15 protein-coding genes are annotated in these 16,219 nt (G+C 73.2%); 8 read left to right on the top strand and 7 right to left on the bottom strand.

The window, feature by feature from the left end:
* The coding region (locus ABT171_RS00900) for a DEAD/DEAH box helicase (protein ID WP_351239081.1) at positions 1–1,759 on the bottom strand (1,759 nt) is incomplete at its 3' end.
* A gap of 505 nt (positions 1,760–2,264) precedes the next feature.
* Between ABT171_RS00900 and ABT171_RS00895 the strand changes: the two genes are divergently transcribed.
* On the top strand, positions 2,265–3,011 hold the full coding sequence (locus tag ABT171_RS00895) for a ferritin-like fold-containing protein (protein WP_351238327.1): 747 nt from the start codon (positions 2,265–2,267) through the stop codon (positions 3,009–3,011).
* A gap of 106 nt (positions 3,012–3,117) precedes the next feature.
* Here the strand turns inward: ABT171_RS00895 and ABT171_RS00890 are convergent, their stop codons facing one another.
* From ABT171_RS00890 to ABT171_RS00875, 4 genes are all read right to left on the bottom strand, one after another.
* A complete protein-coding gene (locus ABT171_RS00890; protein WP_351238325.1) occupies positions 3,118–3,384 on the bottom strand; it encodes a hypothetical protein in 267 nt (88 codons plus the stop codon).
* Positions 3,385–3,553: 169 nt separating this feature from the next.
* Entirely contained in the window at positions 3,554–3,781 is a 228-nt protein-coding gene (locus ABT171_RS00885) for a DUF3107 domain-containing protein (RefSeq protein WP_351238323.1), read from the bottom strand.
* A 134-nt stretch (positions 3,782–3,915) separates the two neighbouring features.
* Entirely contained in the window at positions 3,916–4,557 is a 642-nt protein-coding gene (locus ABT171_RS00880; protein WP_351238321.1) for a TetR/AcrR family transcriptional regulator, read from the bottom strand.
* Between the two features lie 157 nt (positions 4,558–4,714).
* Positions 4,715–4,939: an Rv3202a family protein gene (locus tag ABT171_RS00875; protein ID WP_351238319.1), complete on the bottom strand. Its 225-nt coding sequence runs from the start codon at positions 4,937–4,939 to the stop codon at positions 4,715–4,717.
* Between the two features lie 228 nt (positions 4,940–5,167).
* Between ABT171_RS00875 and ABT171_RS00870 the strand changes: the two genes are divergently transcribed.
* From ABT171_RS00870 to moeZ, 7 genes are all read left to right on the top strand, one after another.
* Complete coding sequence (locus ABT171_RS00870; RefSeq protein WP_351238317.1) at positions 5,168–6,151, top strand: alpha/beta fold hydrolase; 984 nt, start codon at positions 5,168–5,170, stop codon at positions 6,149–6,151.
* Positions 6,152–6,158: 7 nt separating this feature from the next.
* Positions 6,159–7,847, top strand: coding sequence for a DUF3152 domain-containing protein (locus tag ABT171_RS00865; protein ID WP_351238315.1), 1,689 nt, complete (start codon positions 6,159–6,161; stop codon positions 7,845–7,847).
* A 237-nt stretch (positions 7,848–8,084) separates the two neighbouring features.
* On the top strand, positions 8,085–9,791 hold the full coding sequence (locus tag ABT171_RS00860; RefSeq protein WP_351238313.1) for a DUF3492 domain-containing protein: 1,707 nt from the start codon (positions 8,085–8,087) through the stop codon (positions 9,789–9,791).
* 218 nt (positions 9,792–10,009) lie between these two features.
* Positions 10,010–11,119 carry a hypothetical protein gene (locus ABT171_RS00855; protein ID WP_503073047.1) on the top strand — a complete coding sequence of 370 codons (1,110 nt, stop codon included), beginning with the start codon at positions 10,010–10,012 and terminating at the stop codon, positions 11,117–11,119.
* A gap of 243 nt (positions 11,120–11,362) precedes the next feature.
* Positions 11,363–12,322, top strand: coding sequence for an NAD-dependent epimerase/dehydratase family protein (locus ABT171_RS00850; protein ID WP_351238309.1), 960 nt, complete (start codon positions 11,363–11,365; stop codon positions 12,320–12,322).
* Positions 12,310–13,059, top strand: a complete 750-nt coding sequence (locus ABT171_RS00845) for a spherulation-specific family 4 protein (protein ID WP_351238307.1) — start codon at positions 12,310–12,312, stop codon at positions 13,057–13,059. Before ABT171_RS00850 ends, ABT171_RS00845 begins: the two co-directional genes overlap by 13 nt.
* Positions 13,060–13,122: 63 nt before the next feature.
* Entirely contained in the window at positions 13,123–14,301 is a 1,179-nt protein-coding gene (gene moeZ / locus ABT171_RS00840) for an adenylyltransferase/sulfurtransferase MoeZ (protein ID WP_351238305.1), read from the top strand.
* Between the two features lie 280 nt (positions 14,302–14,581).
* Here moeZ and ABT171_RS00835 read toward each other — a convergent pair whose 3' ends face one another.
* On the bottom strand, positions 14,582–14,893 hold the full coding sequence (locus ABT171_RS00835) for a hypothetical protein (protein ID WP_351238303.1): 312 nt from the start codon (positions 14,891–14,893) through the stop codon (positions 14,582–14,584).
* Between the two features lie 291 nt (positions 14,894–15,184).
* Positions 15,185–16,102: a LysR family transcriptional regulator gene (locus ABT171_RS00830; protein ID WP_351238301.1), complete on the bottom strand. Its 918-nt coding sequence runs from the start codon at positions 16,100–16,102 to the stop codon at positions 15,185–15,187.
* Between the last annotated feature and the right edge of the window lie 117 nt (positions 16,103–16,219).

Genomic DNA, 16,219 nt, shown 5'->3' with positions numbered 1-16,219 from the left:
TCTCGGTGGTGGCCGTGGCCGTCTCGGCGGCAGCGGCCGTCTTGCGCGTGCGGCGCGGCTTGGCCTCGGCCGTCGGCTCCGGCGCCGGGCTGTCCTCGACCACCGGGGCGGGAACCACGGGCTCGGGCTCGGCCGGGACCTCCGCGACCACGGACTCCGCCGGCTGCGGGGCCTGGGCGTCCGCGTTCCTGCGGGTGCGGCGGCGGCGCGGCTTCGCCGCGGCCTCCTCGTCGGGCGTGGCCGGCGCGGGCGCGCCCTCCGCCGTGTCGAGCGACTCGACGGCGGCCTCGGCCGCCGCGGCCTGCGCCGGGGCACCGGCGCGCGTACGGCGACGGCGCCGCAGCGTGCGGGGCTCCTGGGACTCCGCCACGCCGGCGGCGTCCGCGGTGCCGGACTCGGCGGTCGGCGCCGCGGGGGCCGCAGCCGCGTCGAGCGGTGCTCCGCCGCGGGTACGGCGGCGACGGCGCGGGGTGCGGCTCGTACGCTCGCGCTCGGCGGTGCCCGCCTCAGGACGGCCGCCGCGCTCAGGCCGGCCACCACGGCCGCGGCCGCGTGCGCCACGCCCGCCGGTCTCGCCCAGGTCCTCCAGCTCCTCCGCGTCGAGCCCCGCGCGGGTGCGCTCGGAACGCGGCAGGGTGCCCTTGGTGCCCTCGGGGATACCGAGGTCGGAGAACAGGTGCGGGGACGACGAGTACGTCTCCACCGGGTCGTTGAAGTCCAGCTCCAGCGCCTTGTTGATCAGCTGCCAGCGCGGGATGTCGTCCCAGTCGACGAACGTGATCGCCGTACCCTTGGCGCCCGCGCGGCCGGTGCGGCCGACCCGGTGCAGGTAGGTCTTCTCGTCCTCGGGGGACTGGTAGTTGATGACGTGGGTGACGCCCTCGACGTCGATGCCGCGCGCGGCGACGTCGGTGCACACCAGGACGTCGACCTTGCCGTTGCGGAAGGCGCGCAGCGCCTGCTCGCGAGCGCCCTGGCCGAGGTCGCCGTGGACCGCGCCGGAGGCGAAACCGCGGCGCTCCAGCTGCTCGGCGATGTCGGCCGCCGTGCGCTTGGTCCGGCAGAAGATCATCGCCAGTCCGCGGCCCTCGGCCTGCAGGATGCGCGCGACCATCTCCGGCTTGTCCATGTTGTGCGCGCGGTAGACGAACTGCTTGATGTTCGCGACCGTCACGCCCTCGTCGTCCGGCGCGGTGGCGCGGATGTGCGTGGGCCGGGACATGTAGCGGCGGGCGAGGCCGATGACCGCGCCCGGCATGGTCGCCGAGAACAGCATGGTCTGCCGCTTGGCCGGCAGCATGTTGATGATCTTCTCGACGTCGGGCAGGAAGCCCAGGTCGAGCATCTCGTCGGCCTCGTCGAGGACCAGGCACCTGACGTGCTTCAGGTTCAGCTTCTTCTGGCCCGCGAGGTCCAGCAGCCGGCCGGGGGTGCCGACGACCACGTCGACGCCCTTCTTCAGGGCCTCGACCTGGGGCTCGTAGGCCCGGCCGCCGTAGATCGCCAGCACGCGCACGTTACGGACCTTGCCCGCCGTCAGCAGGTCGTTGGTGACCTGGGTGCACAGCTCGCGCGTGGGGACGACGACGAGGGCCTGCGGGGCGTCGGTGAGGGCCTCGGGGGCGGCGCGTCCGGCCTCCACGTCGGCGGGAACGGTGACGCGCTCAAGGAGCGGAAGACCGAAGCCCAGCGTCTTGCCGGTGCCGGTCTTGGCCTGGCCGATGACGTCCGTGCCGGAAAGGGCGACGGGGAGCGTCATCTCCTGGATGGGGAAGGGGGTGATGATGCCGACGGCCTCCAGGGCCTCGGCGGTCTCGGGGAGGATCCCGAGTTCGCGGAACGTCGTAGTCAGGGTCATGCCTCTTCTGTGTGCGCGGTGCGAGGCGAGCGCGGGGGATCGTGTGCGACCGTGCCGGGGACGTCGGCTGCCGTACGGGCGAACCATCCAAGGCAAGCCGTATGACACGGGACCTCTGCCGACGCTCTAGCGCTCGTACCGCTGAGGGTGTCCCTCCGGTCGTCGTACGTACTCTCACGTACGGCCAGGGAGGGCTGTCGGGTCGGAGCCGATCGGGCCACCGACCGGGCATCCTCATGCGTGCGCCCTGTCGGGAGACGTCGAGCAGTGTCGACGCACTCTGGCAGGCGCATTACCACCATACCCCGGATTCGCGCACATGCGATGGCCGAATTGGTCACGTCATGGTCGTCACAGTGGTTGACCAGGGCCTCCGAAGGGAGCCGAGCGGGCTATTGTGCGGCTCATGACTAGCTCTGACAAGCCTGAGAACGGGTCCGCCGCCTCCGCCGGACCCACCGGTGTCGCCGCCCAGGACTGGGCGCAGGCCTCCGCCGACCCGCAGTACCGCGCCGCCGTCGTGGATCTGCTCGGGGCGCTCGCTTACGGCGAGCTGGCGGCGTTCGAGCGGCTCGCGGAGGACGCCAAGCTGGCTCCGACCCTCGCGGACAAGGCGGAGCTGGCCAAGATGGCCTCGGCCGAGTTCCACCACTTCGAGCGGCTGCGGGACCGGCTGACCGAGATCGGCGAGGAGCCGACGGCCGCGATGGACCCCTTCGTCGCGGCCCTGGACGGCTTCCACAGGCAGACCGCGCCCTCGGACTGGCTGGAGGGCCTGGTCAAGGCGTACGTCGGCGACTCGATCGCGAGCGACTTCTACCGGGAGGTCGCGGCACGTCTCGATTCCGACACGCGCGAGCTCGTCCTCGCCGTCCTCGACGACACGGGGCACGCCGAGTTCGCGGTGGAGAAGGTGCGGGCCGCCATCGACGCCGACCCGCGGGTGGGCGGCCGCCTCGCGCTGTGGGCGCGACGGCTGATGGGCGAGGCGCTGTCGCAGTCCCAGCGGGTGGTCGCCGACCGGGACGCGCTGTCGACGATGCTCGTGGGCGGGGTGGCCGACGGGTTCGATCTCGCGGAGGTCGGGAGGATGTTCTCGCGGATCACGGAGGCGCACACGAAGCGGATGGCTGCGCTGGGCCTCGCGGCCTGAGAGCGGGTCCGCTCTGCGGGGGCGGGTGCGGGTGCGGTGGGTCGCGCGGCTGCGGGTGCGGTGTGGCTGCTCGCGCAGTCGCCGCGCCCCTTCGGGCGCCGGCCCGCTACGCCGTCGCTGATCGGCGCAGTCTGCCCGCCGGGCGGAGCAGGAGGGACAAGGACGCCGCTGAGATGATCGCGGCGCCCAGCAGGCTCGGCCAGGTGGCGGCGGAGCCGAGGGCGGTGTGGGTGACGAAGTCGCCGAAGAGGGCGCCGGCGATGCCCGTCGAGAGGACCAGCGGGCGGGCCGGCAGCCGGTGGGACAGGCGGTACGCCGCGATCAGGGCGAGGGCCAGACCGAGCACCGCGGAGCCGAGTGCTTCCAGGATCATGTCGGGGTCCCTCCCACGGCCGGTCTGCCTTGAACGGTCGTAGCCCGTCATACCCGTGACCTGCGGAGCACAATCCTCCGCTGTGGAGAACTTGTGCGCCACATGTGTGCGATGCGCATGCGGAAGGGCCCGGCGGCGCAGGCCGCCGGGCCCTTCTCACGAGGTCGGCCTACAGCGCGCCGAACCCCACCTTGCGCACGGTCGGCTCGCCGATCTCCACGTAGGCAAGGCGGTCCGTCGGCACCAGGACCTTGCGCCCCTTCTCGTCCTGCAGGCTCAGCAGCTGCGTCTTGCCGGCCAGCGCGTCCGACACCAGACGCTCGACCTCCTCGACGCTCTGACCGCTCTCCAGAACGATCTCACGGGGCGCGTACTGCACGCCGATCTTGACCTCCACGGCTTTGTCCCTCCGACGGTCAGTGATGTGCGCGATCTTCCGCGCCGTACCCAGCACACATTAGTCCGGCGAGGGGACGTACACGCTGCGAGGCGGAACGCCGTCAGCGAACAGCGCACGGGAACAAACGGCCGTCAGTGGTGTTCGCTGCCGTGCAGGGGGAAGCCGGCGATGCCCCGCCAGGCCAGCGAGGTGAGCAGCTGCACCGCCTGGTCGCGGGGCACGCTGCGGTCGCTGTGCAGCCAGGAACGGGCCACCACCTGGGCGAGACCGCCGAGGCCGGAGGCGAGCAGCATCGACTCCGCGCGCGACAGGCCGGTGTCCTCGGCGATGACGTCGCAGATCGCCTCGGCGCAGTCGTTGGTGACCTTGTCGACGCGCTCGCGCACCGCCGGCTCGTTCGTCAGGTCCGACTCGAAGACCAGCCGGAACGCCCCGCCGTCGTCCTCTACGTAGGCGAAATAGGCGTCCATGGTCGCCCGTACGCGCTGCTTGTTGTCCGTCGTCGAGGCCAGCGCGTTGCGCACGGCCTGGATCAGCGACTCGCAGTGCTGGTCCAGCAGGGCGAGGTAGAGGTCGAGCTTGCCGGGGAAGTGCTGGTAGAGCACCGGCTTGCTCACGCCGGCCCGCTCGGCGATGTCGTCCATCGCGGCCGCGTGATAGCCCTGCGCGACGAAAACCTCCTGGGCGGCGCCCAGCAGCTGGTTCCGTCGGGCTCGGCGCGGCAGACGGGTGCCACGCGGGCGTACCGCCTCAGTTTGCTCGATGGCTGTCACGCCGCCTCCCAAAGTCGTCCATTTCGCGGTGTCAGCCGCGCCGCCATCGTACTTTTCGGTAACCGTGGTGTGCGCGGTGCGAGCGCAGAATTTCACGTACCGGACGGCGGCGGAAGCGGCAGTGGGTCCCGGGTGCGGCCGCGGGAGTGCGCCGAGGTCAGCGGTAGTCGTCCTCGTCGAGTGAGACCACGCGCGCCTGTTCCACCAGATCGGCCTCGTTGGCGCGGGCCGGATCCACTTCCGTCAGGGGGTCGTCCCGTTCCGGCTTGATGTCCGCGTGCTGCTCGGCGGCGTCCACCTCGGGGGCCTCCACATCGATCTCGGGGCTCGTGTCGGCCTCCAGGTCGTCGATGGCGTCGGGCTCGGTCGGGTCATGGGCCATGGTGGGCTCCCTTCCTACGAACGTCCCTGAAGCAGGGGCCACATGCGGGTGCCCTCTGTACGAGCCTAGGAGACAGCAGATCCGGACGCCATGCTGTCTCGTCCGTTCGCTGCCCCTGTTCACCGGCCGCGGACGGCCCGCGCGCAGTCCGGTTCACCCGCCACTCGCGCTTCACTCTGTGACGGCCGCCACACGAACCTCGGCGTGATCACCTCGTAACATTGCCGCATGTCTTCGACCGAGTCGCCCTCCGTGCCGGCCGCCAGTGTGCTTCCGAAGGTGGCACCCGTCCGGGTCGGTGAGGGCGAACGGCTGCGGTCCGTGGGGCTGCCCGGCGTCACCCTGTCGATCCGCTCCCGCCCGCCCGCGCGCGAGGGCCTGCCGCCCGCCCTGTACGTCCACGGCCTCGGCGGCTCCTCGCAGAACTGGTCGGCGCTGATGGCCGAGCTGGAGGGGGTCGTCGACAGCGAGGCGGTCGACCTGCCGGGCTTCGGCGACTCCCCGCCCCCGGACGACGGGAACTACTCGGTCACCGGGCACGCGCGCGCGGTGATCCGCTATCTCGACGCGGCCGGCCGCGGCCCGGTCCACCTGTTCGGCAACTCGCTCGGCGGCGCGGTCACCACGCGCGTGGCCGCCGTACGACCCGACCTGGTCCGGACGCTCACCCTGGTGTCGCCCGCCCTGCCGGAGCTGCGCATCCAGCGCACCGCGGCGCCGACCGCCCTGCTCGGCGTGCCCGGTGTCGCCGCCCTGTTCACCCGGCTCACCAGGGAGTGGACGGCCGAGCAGCGGGTGCGCGGTGTCCTGGCGCTCTGCTACGGCGACCCCGCGCGCGTGTCGCCCGAGGCGTTCGGGCACGCCGTGGAGGAACTGGAGCGGCGGCTGCAGCTGCCGTACTTCTGGGACGCCATGGCCCGCTCCGCGCGCGGGATCGTCAACGCCTACACGCTCGGCGGCCAGCACGGACTGTGGCGCCAGGCCGAGCGCGTGCTCGCGCCGACCCTGCTCGTCTACGGCGGCCGTGACCAGCTGGTCGGCTTCCGCATGGCCCACCGGGCCGCCCGCGCCTTCCGCGACTCCCGGCTGCTGTCCCTGCCGGACGCCGGGCACGTGGCGATGATGGAGTACCCGGACGTGGTGGCCGCGGCGTTCCGGGAACTCCTCGCGGAGACCGAGGCCCGCGGCACCGTTTCGGGCGCGGGGAGCTGAGGCCGGCGTGGGACGCCACAGCCGCCGCGGCCCGGCCCCCAAGGCCGACGCCGCGGACATAATCGCCAGGCGCAGCCAACAGCAGGACACCCGCTCGGACGACGGCGGGGACATCCCGGCCCAGAGCGGCGGACAACCGCTGCTGCCGGGGCAACGCCAGGCACCGCAGGGACGGCGACCCGCGCAGCCGGGACGGCGACCGGCGCCGCAGGAACAGGGCCGGCCGCCGCAAGGGCAGCGGCAGGCGCCCCTGGGCGGGGTGAACGCCACCGCCGGCCATCCGCCGAGCGCCCCCCAGGGACCGGCGACGTTCCCGGACGGCACCCCGGCTCATGGCGTGCCGGATTTCGGTGGCGGCACGCCCGCGCGTGGTGTGCCGCGTCTTCCTGACGGCGCGTCGGGGCGTGGCGTGCCGGGGCTTGCCGGGGGCACCCCGGCTCCTGGGGTGGCGGGTCTCGGTGGCGGCACCCCGGCGCATGGCATGCCGGGGCTCCCCGACGGCACCCCCGCGCACGGTGTGCCCCGCCTTCGTGACGGTGGTCCCGCGCGTGTAGGGCACCCGGAGCAGCGGGAAGCCGGGGGCGGCTGGGGGCGGTTCGCGGGGGCGGCCGGTCCCCACGTCGAGTTTCCGCAGCAGCGGCAACGACAGCGGCCGGCGGGGCCGGGGTCCGGCACGGGGCCCCGGCAGGAGTACCTCGACGCCTTCGCCGACGGGCGCGCCGGCGCTGTCGGCACCGAGGACGACGTCGACGTCTTCGCACCCCGCTCGGCGAGGTCCCGCCCCGCCGAGCGGCACCCGGCAGACCCTCCGGAGACGGACGGCCCCGGCGACAGCGCCCCGCAAGGCGCGCGGGCGGCCACGACGCAGCCGCTGTCGCCGGACGGCGGCACCGCCCAGCAGGGAACGCCGCGCGCCCGTACCTTCACCGGCATCGCCGCGGCCGCCGTCACCACGGTCCTCGCGGTGGTCGTCGCCGGGCAGGTGGCCGAGTCGCGCGACGGCGGCGCCGCACCGTCGCACGCCGCCACCGACCAGGCCCGTGACGCCCGCACCCCCGGCGGACCGGCCCCGTCGGCCGCGCCGGGCACGGCCGCGCTGTCGTACGAGCAGAAGATGGGCCGGACGTACCCGCTCAGCGCCACGCTGAAGGGCCCGGGGAAGTTCGACGCGGTGCCCGGTTTCGCCAAGGCACCCGGCAAGGGGCAGAAGTACACCTACCGCGTGGACGTCGAGCAGGGGCTGGGACTTGACGGCGAGCTGTTCGCCGAGGCCGTGCAGAAGACCCTGAACGACGACCGGAGCTGGGCCCACGGCGGTGCCCGTACCTTCGAGCGGATCTCCTCCGGCAAGCCGGACTTCGTGATCACGCTGGCCAGCCCCGGTACGACCGCCAAGTGGTGCGCCAAGTCGGGGCTGGACACCACGGAGGACAACGTCTCCTGCGACTCGGCGGCCACCGAACGCGTGATGATCAATGCGTACAGATGGGCGCAGGGCAGCAAGACATATGGGGACAAGATCCATGCCTATCGGCAGATGTTGATCAACCATGAGGTCGGCCACCGGCTCGGTCACGGCCATGTGACGTGCCAGAAGGACGGCGAACTCGCCCCCGTCATGCAACAGCAGACCAAGTTCCTGAACCATGACGGAATCCACTGTCTGCCCAACCCCTGGCCGTATCCCCGGAGTTGACAGGCGCCGCTCAACGCGTCGGCCCCGCCGCGGCGTAACCCTTCGTACACGGTTGACCGCGGTGGGAAGCCTTAGCGCGATCGAACGCGATCCGCACGCGAAAGTTACGACCGTTCACCCCTTTTGGTGGCGCGATGGACAACCGTCCGTCGCGCCACCGCCTTGTCCCCTTACGTTCATCCCGCTGCGGGCCGCCGGTCAGGGCGGCTCACCGGACGGGAGATCGGGGGTGCACGCGTGCGTATCGGACTGCTTACCGAGGGTGGCTACCCGTTTGTGGGCGGTGACGCCGGACTCTGGTGCGACCGGCTCGTGCGCGGCCTTGAGCAGCACGAGTTCGACGTCTACGCGCTCAGCCGCAGCCGGCGCCAGGAGGACGACGGCTGGGTCGCCCTCCCACCGCAGGTCAGCACGGTGCGTACGGCGCCGCTGTGGACAGCCGAGGACGACGGGGTCGCCCACGGGCGGCGTGCGCGCCGGCGCTTCACCGAGTGCTACGGCGAACTGGTCGCGGCGGTGTGCGCCGGGACCGGCGCCGACGCCGCCTCCCAGGAGGGGGCCACCGCTCTGACGGACCGTTTCGGCAGCGCGCTGTACGGACTCGCCGAACTCGCCCGTGACACGGGCGGACTGGTCGGCGCGCTGCGCTCGGACGCCGCCGTGCGCACCCTCGAACGCGCCTGCCGCGCCCCCGGCGCGCCGCGCACGGCGCACGAGGCGCGCGTACCCGACCTGCTCACCGTCACCGCACACCTCGAACGCGCCCTGCGCCCCCTCTCCCTCGACTGGTACGGCGACGACGGCCTGGGCGCGGCCGACCTCTGTCACGCCACCGCCGGCGGCCCGGCCGCCCTCCCCGGACTGCTCGCCCGGCACTTCGGCGACGTGCCGCTGCTCGTCACCGAGTACGGCGTCCCGCTCCGCACGCACTACCTCGCCGTCGGCCCCGACACCGCCGCCCCCGCCGTACGCGCGCTGCTCGGCGCCTTCCACGGCCGCCTCGCCACCGAGGTCTACCGGCGGGCCGAGATCCTCACCCCCGGCAACGCCCACGCCCGCCGCTGGCAGGAACGGTGCGGGGCCGACCGGGCCAGGATCCGCACCGTCCATCCGGGCATGGACGCCGCCCGCTTCGCGGACGTCGGCGAGGCCCCGGACCGCGCCGACCCGGACACCCTGGTGTGGGTCGGGCGCGTGGAACCCGCCAAGGACCTGATCTCGCTGCTGCACGCCTTCGCCGGGGTCCGCAAGGAGGAACCCGGGGCGCGCCTCAGGATCGTCGGCTCGCCCGCGGGCCCCGAGGGCGCGGCCTACCTCGGCCACTGCCGGGCGCTCGCCGCGCAGCTCTTCCCGGACGAGGCGGAGGGCGTGCACTCGGTCGGCGACAACCCGGTCTCCTTCGAGGAGATCGGCGGCCCGGAGGCCCCCACACTGCCCGACGCGTACGCCGCCGGCGCGGTCGTCGTGCTGTCCAGCGTCGTCGAGGGCTTCCCGATCGGCCTCATCGAGGCCATGTTCTGCGGCCGGGCCACGGTGTCCACCGACGTCGGCGCCGTGGTCGAGGTCATCGGGGGTACGGGACTCGTCGTACCCCCGCGCAATCCGAGGGCGCTCGCGGAGGCGTGCGTGGCGCTGCTGCGCGACCCCGAGCGCCGTGCGCGCCTCGGCGCCGCCGCGCGCGCCCGCGCGCTCGAACTGTTCACCGTCGAGCAGAACATCGCGGCGTTCCACGACATCTACCTGCGGATCGTCTCGCACTGCCCGGTCCGCCGGGTCGTCCTCGACGAGGCCGGCGAGCCACGGCCGTTCGCCGCCCCCGCCGAGTCCCGCGTCCCCGGCCGCTGGACCGGCCCCACGGCCCGTGTCCTGCCCCGGACCGCCCCCGGCTGGGCCACGGCGCCACCCGTACGCGCGACACCGCTGGCCGCTGCGGAGGGGGCGTGATGGGCGTACGGGACGGACACGGGAGCGGCGCGGTGAGCGAGCCGGGCCAGGGAGGTACGCCGGTCGGGCTGGACCGCCCCGGGATGCCCGGCGGCGCCGAGCCCTGGGACACGCGGCCGGGGGAGTGGGACGACTCGCCCGCCGATGACGGGCATGCGGGCGGCGCGGAACCGCGCAGGCGGCGCGTCGCCGTACCCCGGCGTGGTGCCGCCGACCCCGTGAAGGCCCTGTTGCACCGGCACCGGGACCTGTGTGAGCGGGCCGTGGACCCGTTGGAGATCGCCGCCGGGCTGGAGGCGCACGGCGTCACCGACCGGACCGCCGCCCGCTTCCGCCACCGCGACGTCTTCTCGCTCGCCGAGGAGCTCTACGCGCGCGTGCCGCGCACCGGTGCCCGCGAACCCGAGACCGCGCCCCTGCCCCCGCCCCGTGTCCGCACGGACCGCACGCTGCTCCCCCTCCTGCCCGGCGCCCTCGGCGCGGCCACCGTGGCAGGACTGCGCCTCACCGACGGCGGGCCCCGTCTCCTGGTCGCCCTCGCCGGCGTCCTCGCGCTCGCCCTCGCGACACGGGCCGCGCTGCGCCGCGGCCCCCTCGCCGGCCCGTCCGGCACACCCGCGTGGCGGACGGCGCCCGGCACGCGCGCGCGGCACACGGCACACCTCACGCGCGTGTGGACGCTCTGGCTCCTCACGTACGCCCTCCTCGGTGACGGCCTGCTGCACGCCGTCCTGACGGGCGGCCCCCACGCCCTGCCGACCGGCGCCCCGGACGGCCCCTGGCCCACGGCCGAAGCGCCCGCCCTCGCCCTCACCCTGACCTGCGCCCCGGCCGCCTGGTGCGCCCACCTGCTCACCGTGGGCGCCCGCCGCAGGCTCGCCGGCAGCAGGGGCCTGGCGGACTTCACGGCCGCCGCCCGACCGTTGCTGTTCGGCACGTTCGCGCTCTTCCTCGGCGCGCTCACCGCACTGCTCCTGGCGTGCGGCACCGTCCTGCACGCACCCGCGGCCGCTGCGCAGACCCTCGCCCTCGGCGCCCTGCTCCTGCTCGCCCGGCTGCTCACCGTGCACCACCACCGGCACGCCCCGGCCGTGCTGCTCGGTGCCGCGGCGGCCACGGAGGCGGCGGCCCTCGCCCTGCCGCTGGCCGCGAGGCTGCCCGGCTGCGCCGTCCTGGCGGCCCCCGTCCGGGCCCTCGTCCACGCCTGGGGCGAGGCCGCCGTACCGGCCCTGGCGTGCGGCACCGCGGCGCTGGCCCTGCTGCTCCACGCCGCCCGCACGCTGACCAGGGCCTCGGCGTACGCGCCCCCCACGGGAGCCCCCGACTGAACCCTCCGCCGCCGGCCCGGACCGCCGGAGGCGACCGCACCACCCTCTTGAAGGAGAACACCAGATGACCACCTCCCGACCCGGAACGTCCGGAGCCCCCGGGACCGCCGGAGCCGGAGTCCGGGGAACGACCGGATCCGCCGGCAGACCCGTCTGTCACGCAGGATCCAGCGGCCATACAAGCCCCGCCCGCCACGCCGGTATCGCCGCTCAGGCCGGCGCCCACACCCCGGGAGCCGCCCGATGAGGGTCCTGCTGATCGGAGCCAACGGATACATCGGCCGCTTCGTCGCCGACCGCCTGCTCGCCGACCCGGCCGTCCAGCTCACCGCGCTCGGCCGCGGCGACGACGCCGACGTCCGCTTCGACCTCGCCACCGGCAGCCCGGGCGCACTCACCCGCTTCCTGGACGCGGTCCACCCCGGGGTCGTCATCAACTGCGCCGGCGCCATCCGCGGCGGCGCCCGCGAACTCACCCGGCACAACACCGTGGCCGTCGCCACCGTCTGCGAGGCCCTGCGCCGCAGCGGCTGCGGAGCCCGGCTGGTGCAGATCGGGTGCAGCGCCGAGTACGGGCCGAGCCAGCCCGGCTCCTCCACCGCCGAGGACGCCGTACCGCGCCCCGGCGGCCCGTACGGCGTCAGCAAGCTCGCCGCGACCGAACTCGTCCTCGGCTCCGGCCTGGACGCCGTCGTGCTGCGGGTGTTCTCACCGGCCGGCCCCGGCACCCCGGCCGGCTCCCCGCTGGGCCGGCTCGCCGAGGCCATGCGGCGCGCCATGCAGTCCGGCGACGGCGAACTCAAGCTCGGCGGCCTCGGCGCCCAGCGCGACTTCGTCGACGTACGCGACGTCGCGCGCGCCGTGCACGCCGCCTCGCTCTCCGCCGCGCAGGGGGTCATCAACATCGGCTCCGGCCGCGCCGTGCGCCTGCGCGACGCCGCCGCCGTCCTCGCGCGCGTGGCCGGCTACGGCGGCGCCCTGCACGAACTCGACGCCCCGCCCGGCCCGCTGCGCGGCACCATCGGCCACCCCCGGCCCGACTCCGACCACGCGGCGCCGGTGGCCTACCCGTACCCGGACGGCTGCGGCAGCTGGCAACAGGCCGACGTGCGCACCGCACGCGACCGGCTCGGCTGGCGCCCCCGCATCAACCTCGAAGAGTCCCTGGCCGACATCTGGATGGAGGCGGCATGCCGCATCTGACCAGCGGCACAGCGGGTGCCACGAGCACCGGACTGCGCACCGCCCTCGGCATCCCCGGCTACGCCCACCCACTGGTGGCCCCCGCCCAGTGGGCGGAACTCGCCCGCCCCGGCACCCCGCTGGACTGGGTGGTCCTCAATGTGGCCGCCGGACCGGGCACCCGCCCCGACCCGCACTGCCTGGAAGCGGCGGCGAGGCTGCGCGGCGCGGGCGTACGGGTCCTCGGCCACCTGGACCTCACCCATGGCGCCCGCGCCTTCGCCGATCTGCTCTCCGACGCCCACCGCCACCTCGACTGGTACCACGTCGACGGGTTCCTGCTGGACCGCTGCCCCACCGACCGCGCGGCGCTCCCCGAGGTCCGTCGCGCGGTCACCACCCTGCGGGCGATCAGCGACACCGCCCACATCGTCCTCGGCCACGGCAGCCACCCGTACCCCGGCTATGCCGAGAACGCCGACCAGCTGGTCACCTTCTCCGGGTCCTGGTCCGACTACCGCTGGTCGCAGGCCGCCGAGTGGACCGCCGACTATCCGCCGGACCGGTTCTGCCACTTCGTGCACGGCGTGCCCCGTGGCCATCTGGAGGAGGCACTGCGCATCGCCCGCTGGCAGGGAGCGGCAACGATCTACTTCACCGACCGCACGGACCGCGGCGGCCGCGCCGACCCCTGGGAGACGATGCCCGGCTACTGGGACGACATCGTCTCGCGTATCGGGACGGGTGTCTCGGAATGAAAAAGGCCGTGGCAGTGTTACGGAGAGAACAACCGTACTGTTTGACCGACCAACGGAGTCCCCGTGTCGCTGCCACCCCTGGTCGAGCCAGCTCCTGAGCTCACCGTAGACGAGGTCCGCAGGTACTCCCGCCACCTGATCATCCCCGACGTGGGCATGGACGGGCAGAAGCGGCTGAAGAACGCCAAGGTGCTCTGTGTGGGCGCCGGCGGCCTGGGCTCGCCGGCGCTGATGTACCTGGCCGCCGCGGGCGTGGGCACCCTCGGCATCGTGGAGTTCGACGAGGTCGACGAGTCGAACCTGCAGCGCCAGATCATCCACAGCCAGTCCGACATCGGCCGCTCCAAGGCCGAGTCCGCGCGCGACACGGTCAAGGGCATCAACCCGTACGTGAACGTGGTCCTGCACGAGGAGCGGCTGGAAGCCGACAACGTGATGGACATCTTCGGCCAGTACGACCTGATCGTCGACGGCACGGACAACTTCGCGACCCGCTACCTGGTCAACGACGCGTGCGTGCTGCTGAACAAGCCGTACGTGTGGGGCTCGATCTACCGCTTCGACGGCCAGGCCTCGGTCTTCTGGTCCGAGCACGGACCCTGCTACCGCTGCCTCTACCCGGAGCCCCCGCCCCCCGGCATGGTCCCCTCCTGCGCCGAGGGCGGCGTCCTGGGCGTGCTGTGCGCGTCCATCGGCTCCATCCAGGTCAACGAGGCCATCAAGCTCCTCGCGGGCATCGGCGAACCCCTGGTCGGCCGCCTGATGATCTACGACGCCCTGGAGATGACCTACCGCCAGGTCAAGGTCCGCAAGGACCCGAACTGCGCGGTCTGCGGCGAGAACCCGACCGTCACCGAGCTCATCGACTACGAGGCCTTCTGCGGCGTCGTCTCCGAGGAGGCCCAGGCGGCGGCGGCCGGCTCCACGATCACTCCGAAGCAGCTCAAGGAGTGGATCGACGACGGCGAGAACATCGACATCATCGACGTCCGCGAGCCGAACGAGTACGAGATCGTCTCCATCCCGGGCGCCCGCCTGATCCCGAAGAACGAGTTCCTCATGGGCACCGCCCTGGAGAGCCTCCCGCAGGACAAGAAGATCGTCCTGCACTGCAAGACGGGTGTCCGCAGTGCGGAAGTCCTGGCCGTCCTGAAGTCCGCGGGCTTCGCCGACGCCGTCCACGTCGGCGGCGGCGTCATCGGCTGGGTCAACCAGATCGAACCGCACAAGCCGGTCTACTGATCACCGGTCCCGCCGACCAGCGGACCTGACGAAGCCCACGGCTCTGAGCTGCTCAGGCCTGTGGGCTTCTGTCGTTGTTGGTTGGCGTCGACTGACGTCGGACGGCCCAGCGACGGCCCGGGGCAGCACCTCTTTCTTCGCAAGATGCCGTCGGAACAGCTCCGGGACGGGGCAGATCTCCAGTGGCTCGCCTGGCCGGACACCGCCACAGCGTCCGGCAGCTCCGCCGGCCATCGTCGTCGCCCTGGAGAGGACGAAGCACGCCGTTCGCCAGCTCGTCTTAGTCGTCGTCCTCGTCGAAGTAGTCGTCGTCCTCGTCGAAGTCGTATTCGTTCCTCGCGGCCTCGGCCCCGTCAAGAAGGCCGTGGGCGTAAGCCGCCGCGTTCGCCCTACGTGCGGAGTTGTGTGTCGCGACGAGGGTGACGACCACCGTGCCCACTACGGTGACAGCAAAGCCGCCGGCCGCTACGGCAATCCGCTTCCAGGACGGCCCGGACCTGACCGGGCTGGCTTTGGCTTGAGCAGCCTCGTCGGCTACAGGACTGGAGGCCTCGGGCGCCGTCTCTTCACCGTTCTCCGGGACCTTGCTCATCAGGCTGCACCTTCCGACTGCCCGGCAGCCAAGCCGATACGGCTGCTCTCCACTCGCTCACCCCCGCATTCTGGGTGATCCGCCCTATGGGCCACCACCTGGTTCGGTCATGTCGATCCGCCTCGGCCTCACCTGCGTTGATGGTTCACAGACGTTCGTGCTCGTCCGCCGATGTTCGCCGGCGTTGTCACGCACTTAGACACTCGCCCCGCGGCTACAGCTCACTTCTGGTGGCAACGGAACCATCCGCGCGCGGCACGGGCGGCGGGCGGCCCGGCCCCGGGGCGTGTCCTACGCAGAGACCTCGGCAGCTCTGCCCGGGTACCCGGTGGCGCGGGCGGAGACGGCGTCGGCCGCGGCCCGGGCGAACGCGGCGAGCAGGGGCGTCTCGGCGACCGTGCGCCACACCAGCGCCCACCGGCAGGCGGGGGCGTCCCGGACCGGGACGAAGGCCAGGCTCGGCCACGGGTAGAAGTCGGCCGCCTCGGCGGACACCCCCGCGACCCCGCGGCCCGAAGCGACCAGGTGGAGGATCTCGTGCCAGGTGGCGGCCCGTGGCCCGCGCCGGACGGGCCGGCCGGAGGGCGTGTGCAGAGGGTTGAAGGTCGCGTCCATGGTCTCGGAGATCGACTCCCCGCGGACGAACACGCAGTCCCCGAGGTCCTCCAGACCGACCGACTGCCGGGCGGCCAAGGGGTGTTCCGCGGAGAGCATCAGCAACACGGGAGCCGTGTGGAGCACCGGGCCGACGGTGAGATCGCCCCCGTCGACGGGCAACCACACCAGGGCGACGTCCACCTCACCGGCGCGGACGGCATCCAGGGGAGCCGGCGGCTGGATCTCACGGATGCGCACCTCGGCACCCGGGTGGCGGGTGCGGAACAGCTCGACCGCGTCGGCCACCGCCCAGGGATGCGGGCCCATACAGCCCAGCGTCAGCATCCCGGAGATCCCGCGCGCGGTGGCCGAGACGGTCTCGATGCCGTCCATGATCTGGCGGTAGCCGGCGTCGAGTTCCCGGTACAGCTGCTGTCCGGCCGGGGTCAGCCGGACCGCGCGGGTGGTGCGGTCGAACAGCAGGGCCCCGATCCGGCGCTCCTGCTTCTTGATCGACTGGGTGACACTGGCCGGGGAGACGTGTAACCGCTCAGCGGTACGGCCGAAGTGCAGTTCCTGGGCGAGCGTCAGGAAGATCTCGATGTCCCGCATTTCCACTCGCCAGGCCCCCGTGATTCTTCGTATCCGGTGAAGAGAACGTTACCGGTGTCGTCGTTGATCGCCGCTCGCTGCGACGGAAGGGTGGAGCCGCCCGTCCGACCTCCGACG

The organism is Streptomyces sp. NPDC001851 (genome assembly GCF_040297165.1).
GTDB lineage: Bacteria > Actinomycetota > Actinomycetes > Streptomycetales > Streptomycetaceae > Streptomyces.
The sequence above is the reverse complement of the archived record's forward strand: the minus strand, read 5'-3'. Positions and strand labels throughout refer to the sequence as shown.

Coding starts and splice junctions, on each gene's coding strand:
- ABT171_RS00870 (WP_351238317.1), top strand. CDS start 5,168: ATGTCTTCGACCGAGTCGCCCTCCGTGCCGGCCGCCAGTGTGCTTCCG.
- ABT171_RS00835 (WP_351238303.1), bottom strand. CDS start 14,893: ATGAGCAAGGTCCCGGAGAACGGTGAAGAGACGGCGCCCGAGGCCTCC.
- ABT171_RS00890 (WP_351238325.1), bottom strand. CDS start 3,384: ATGATCCTGGAAGCACTCGGCTCCGCGGTGCTCGGTCTGGCCCTCGCC.
- ABT171_RS00850 (WP_351238309.1), top strand. CDS start 11,363: ATGAGGGTCCTGCTGATCGGAGCCAACGGATACATCGGCCGCTTCGTC.
- ABT171_RS00830 (WP_351238301.1), bottom strand. CDS start 16,102: ATGCGGGACATCGAGATCTTCCTGACGCTCGCCCAGGAACTGCACTTC.
- ABT171_RS00875 (WP_351238319.1), bottom strand. CDS start 4,939: ATGGCCCATGACCCGACCGAGCCCGACGCCATCGACGACCTGGAGGCC.
- ABT171_RS00895 (WP_351238327.1), top strand. CDS start 2,265: ATGACTAGCTCTGACAAGCCTGAGAACGGGTCCGCCGCCTCCGCCGGA.
- ABT171_RS00845 (WP_351238307.1), top strand. CDS start 12,310: ATGCCGCATCTGACCAGCGGCACAGCGGGTGCCACGAGCACCGGACTG.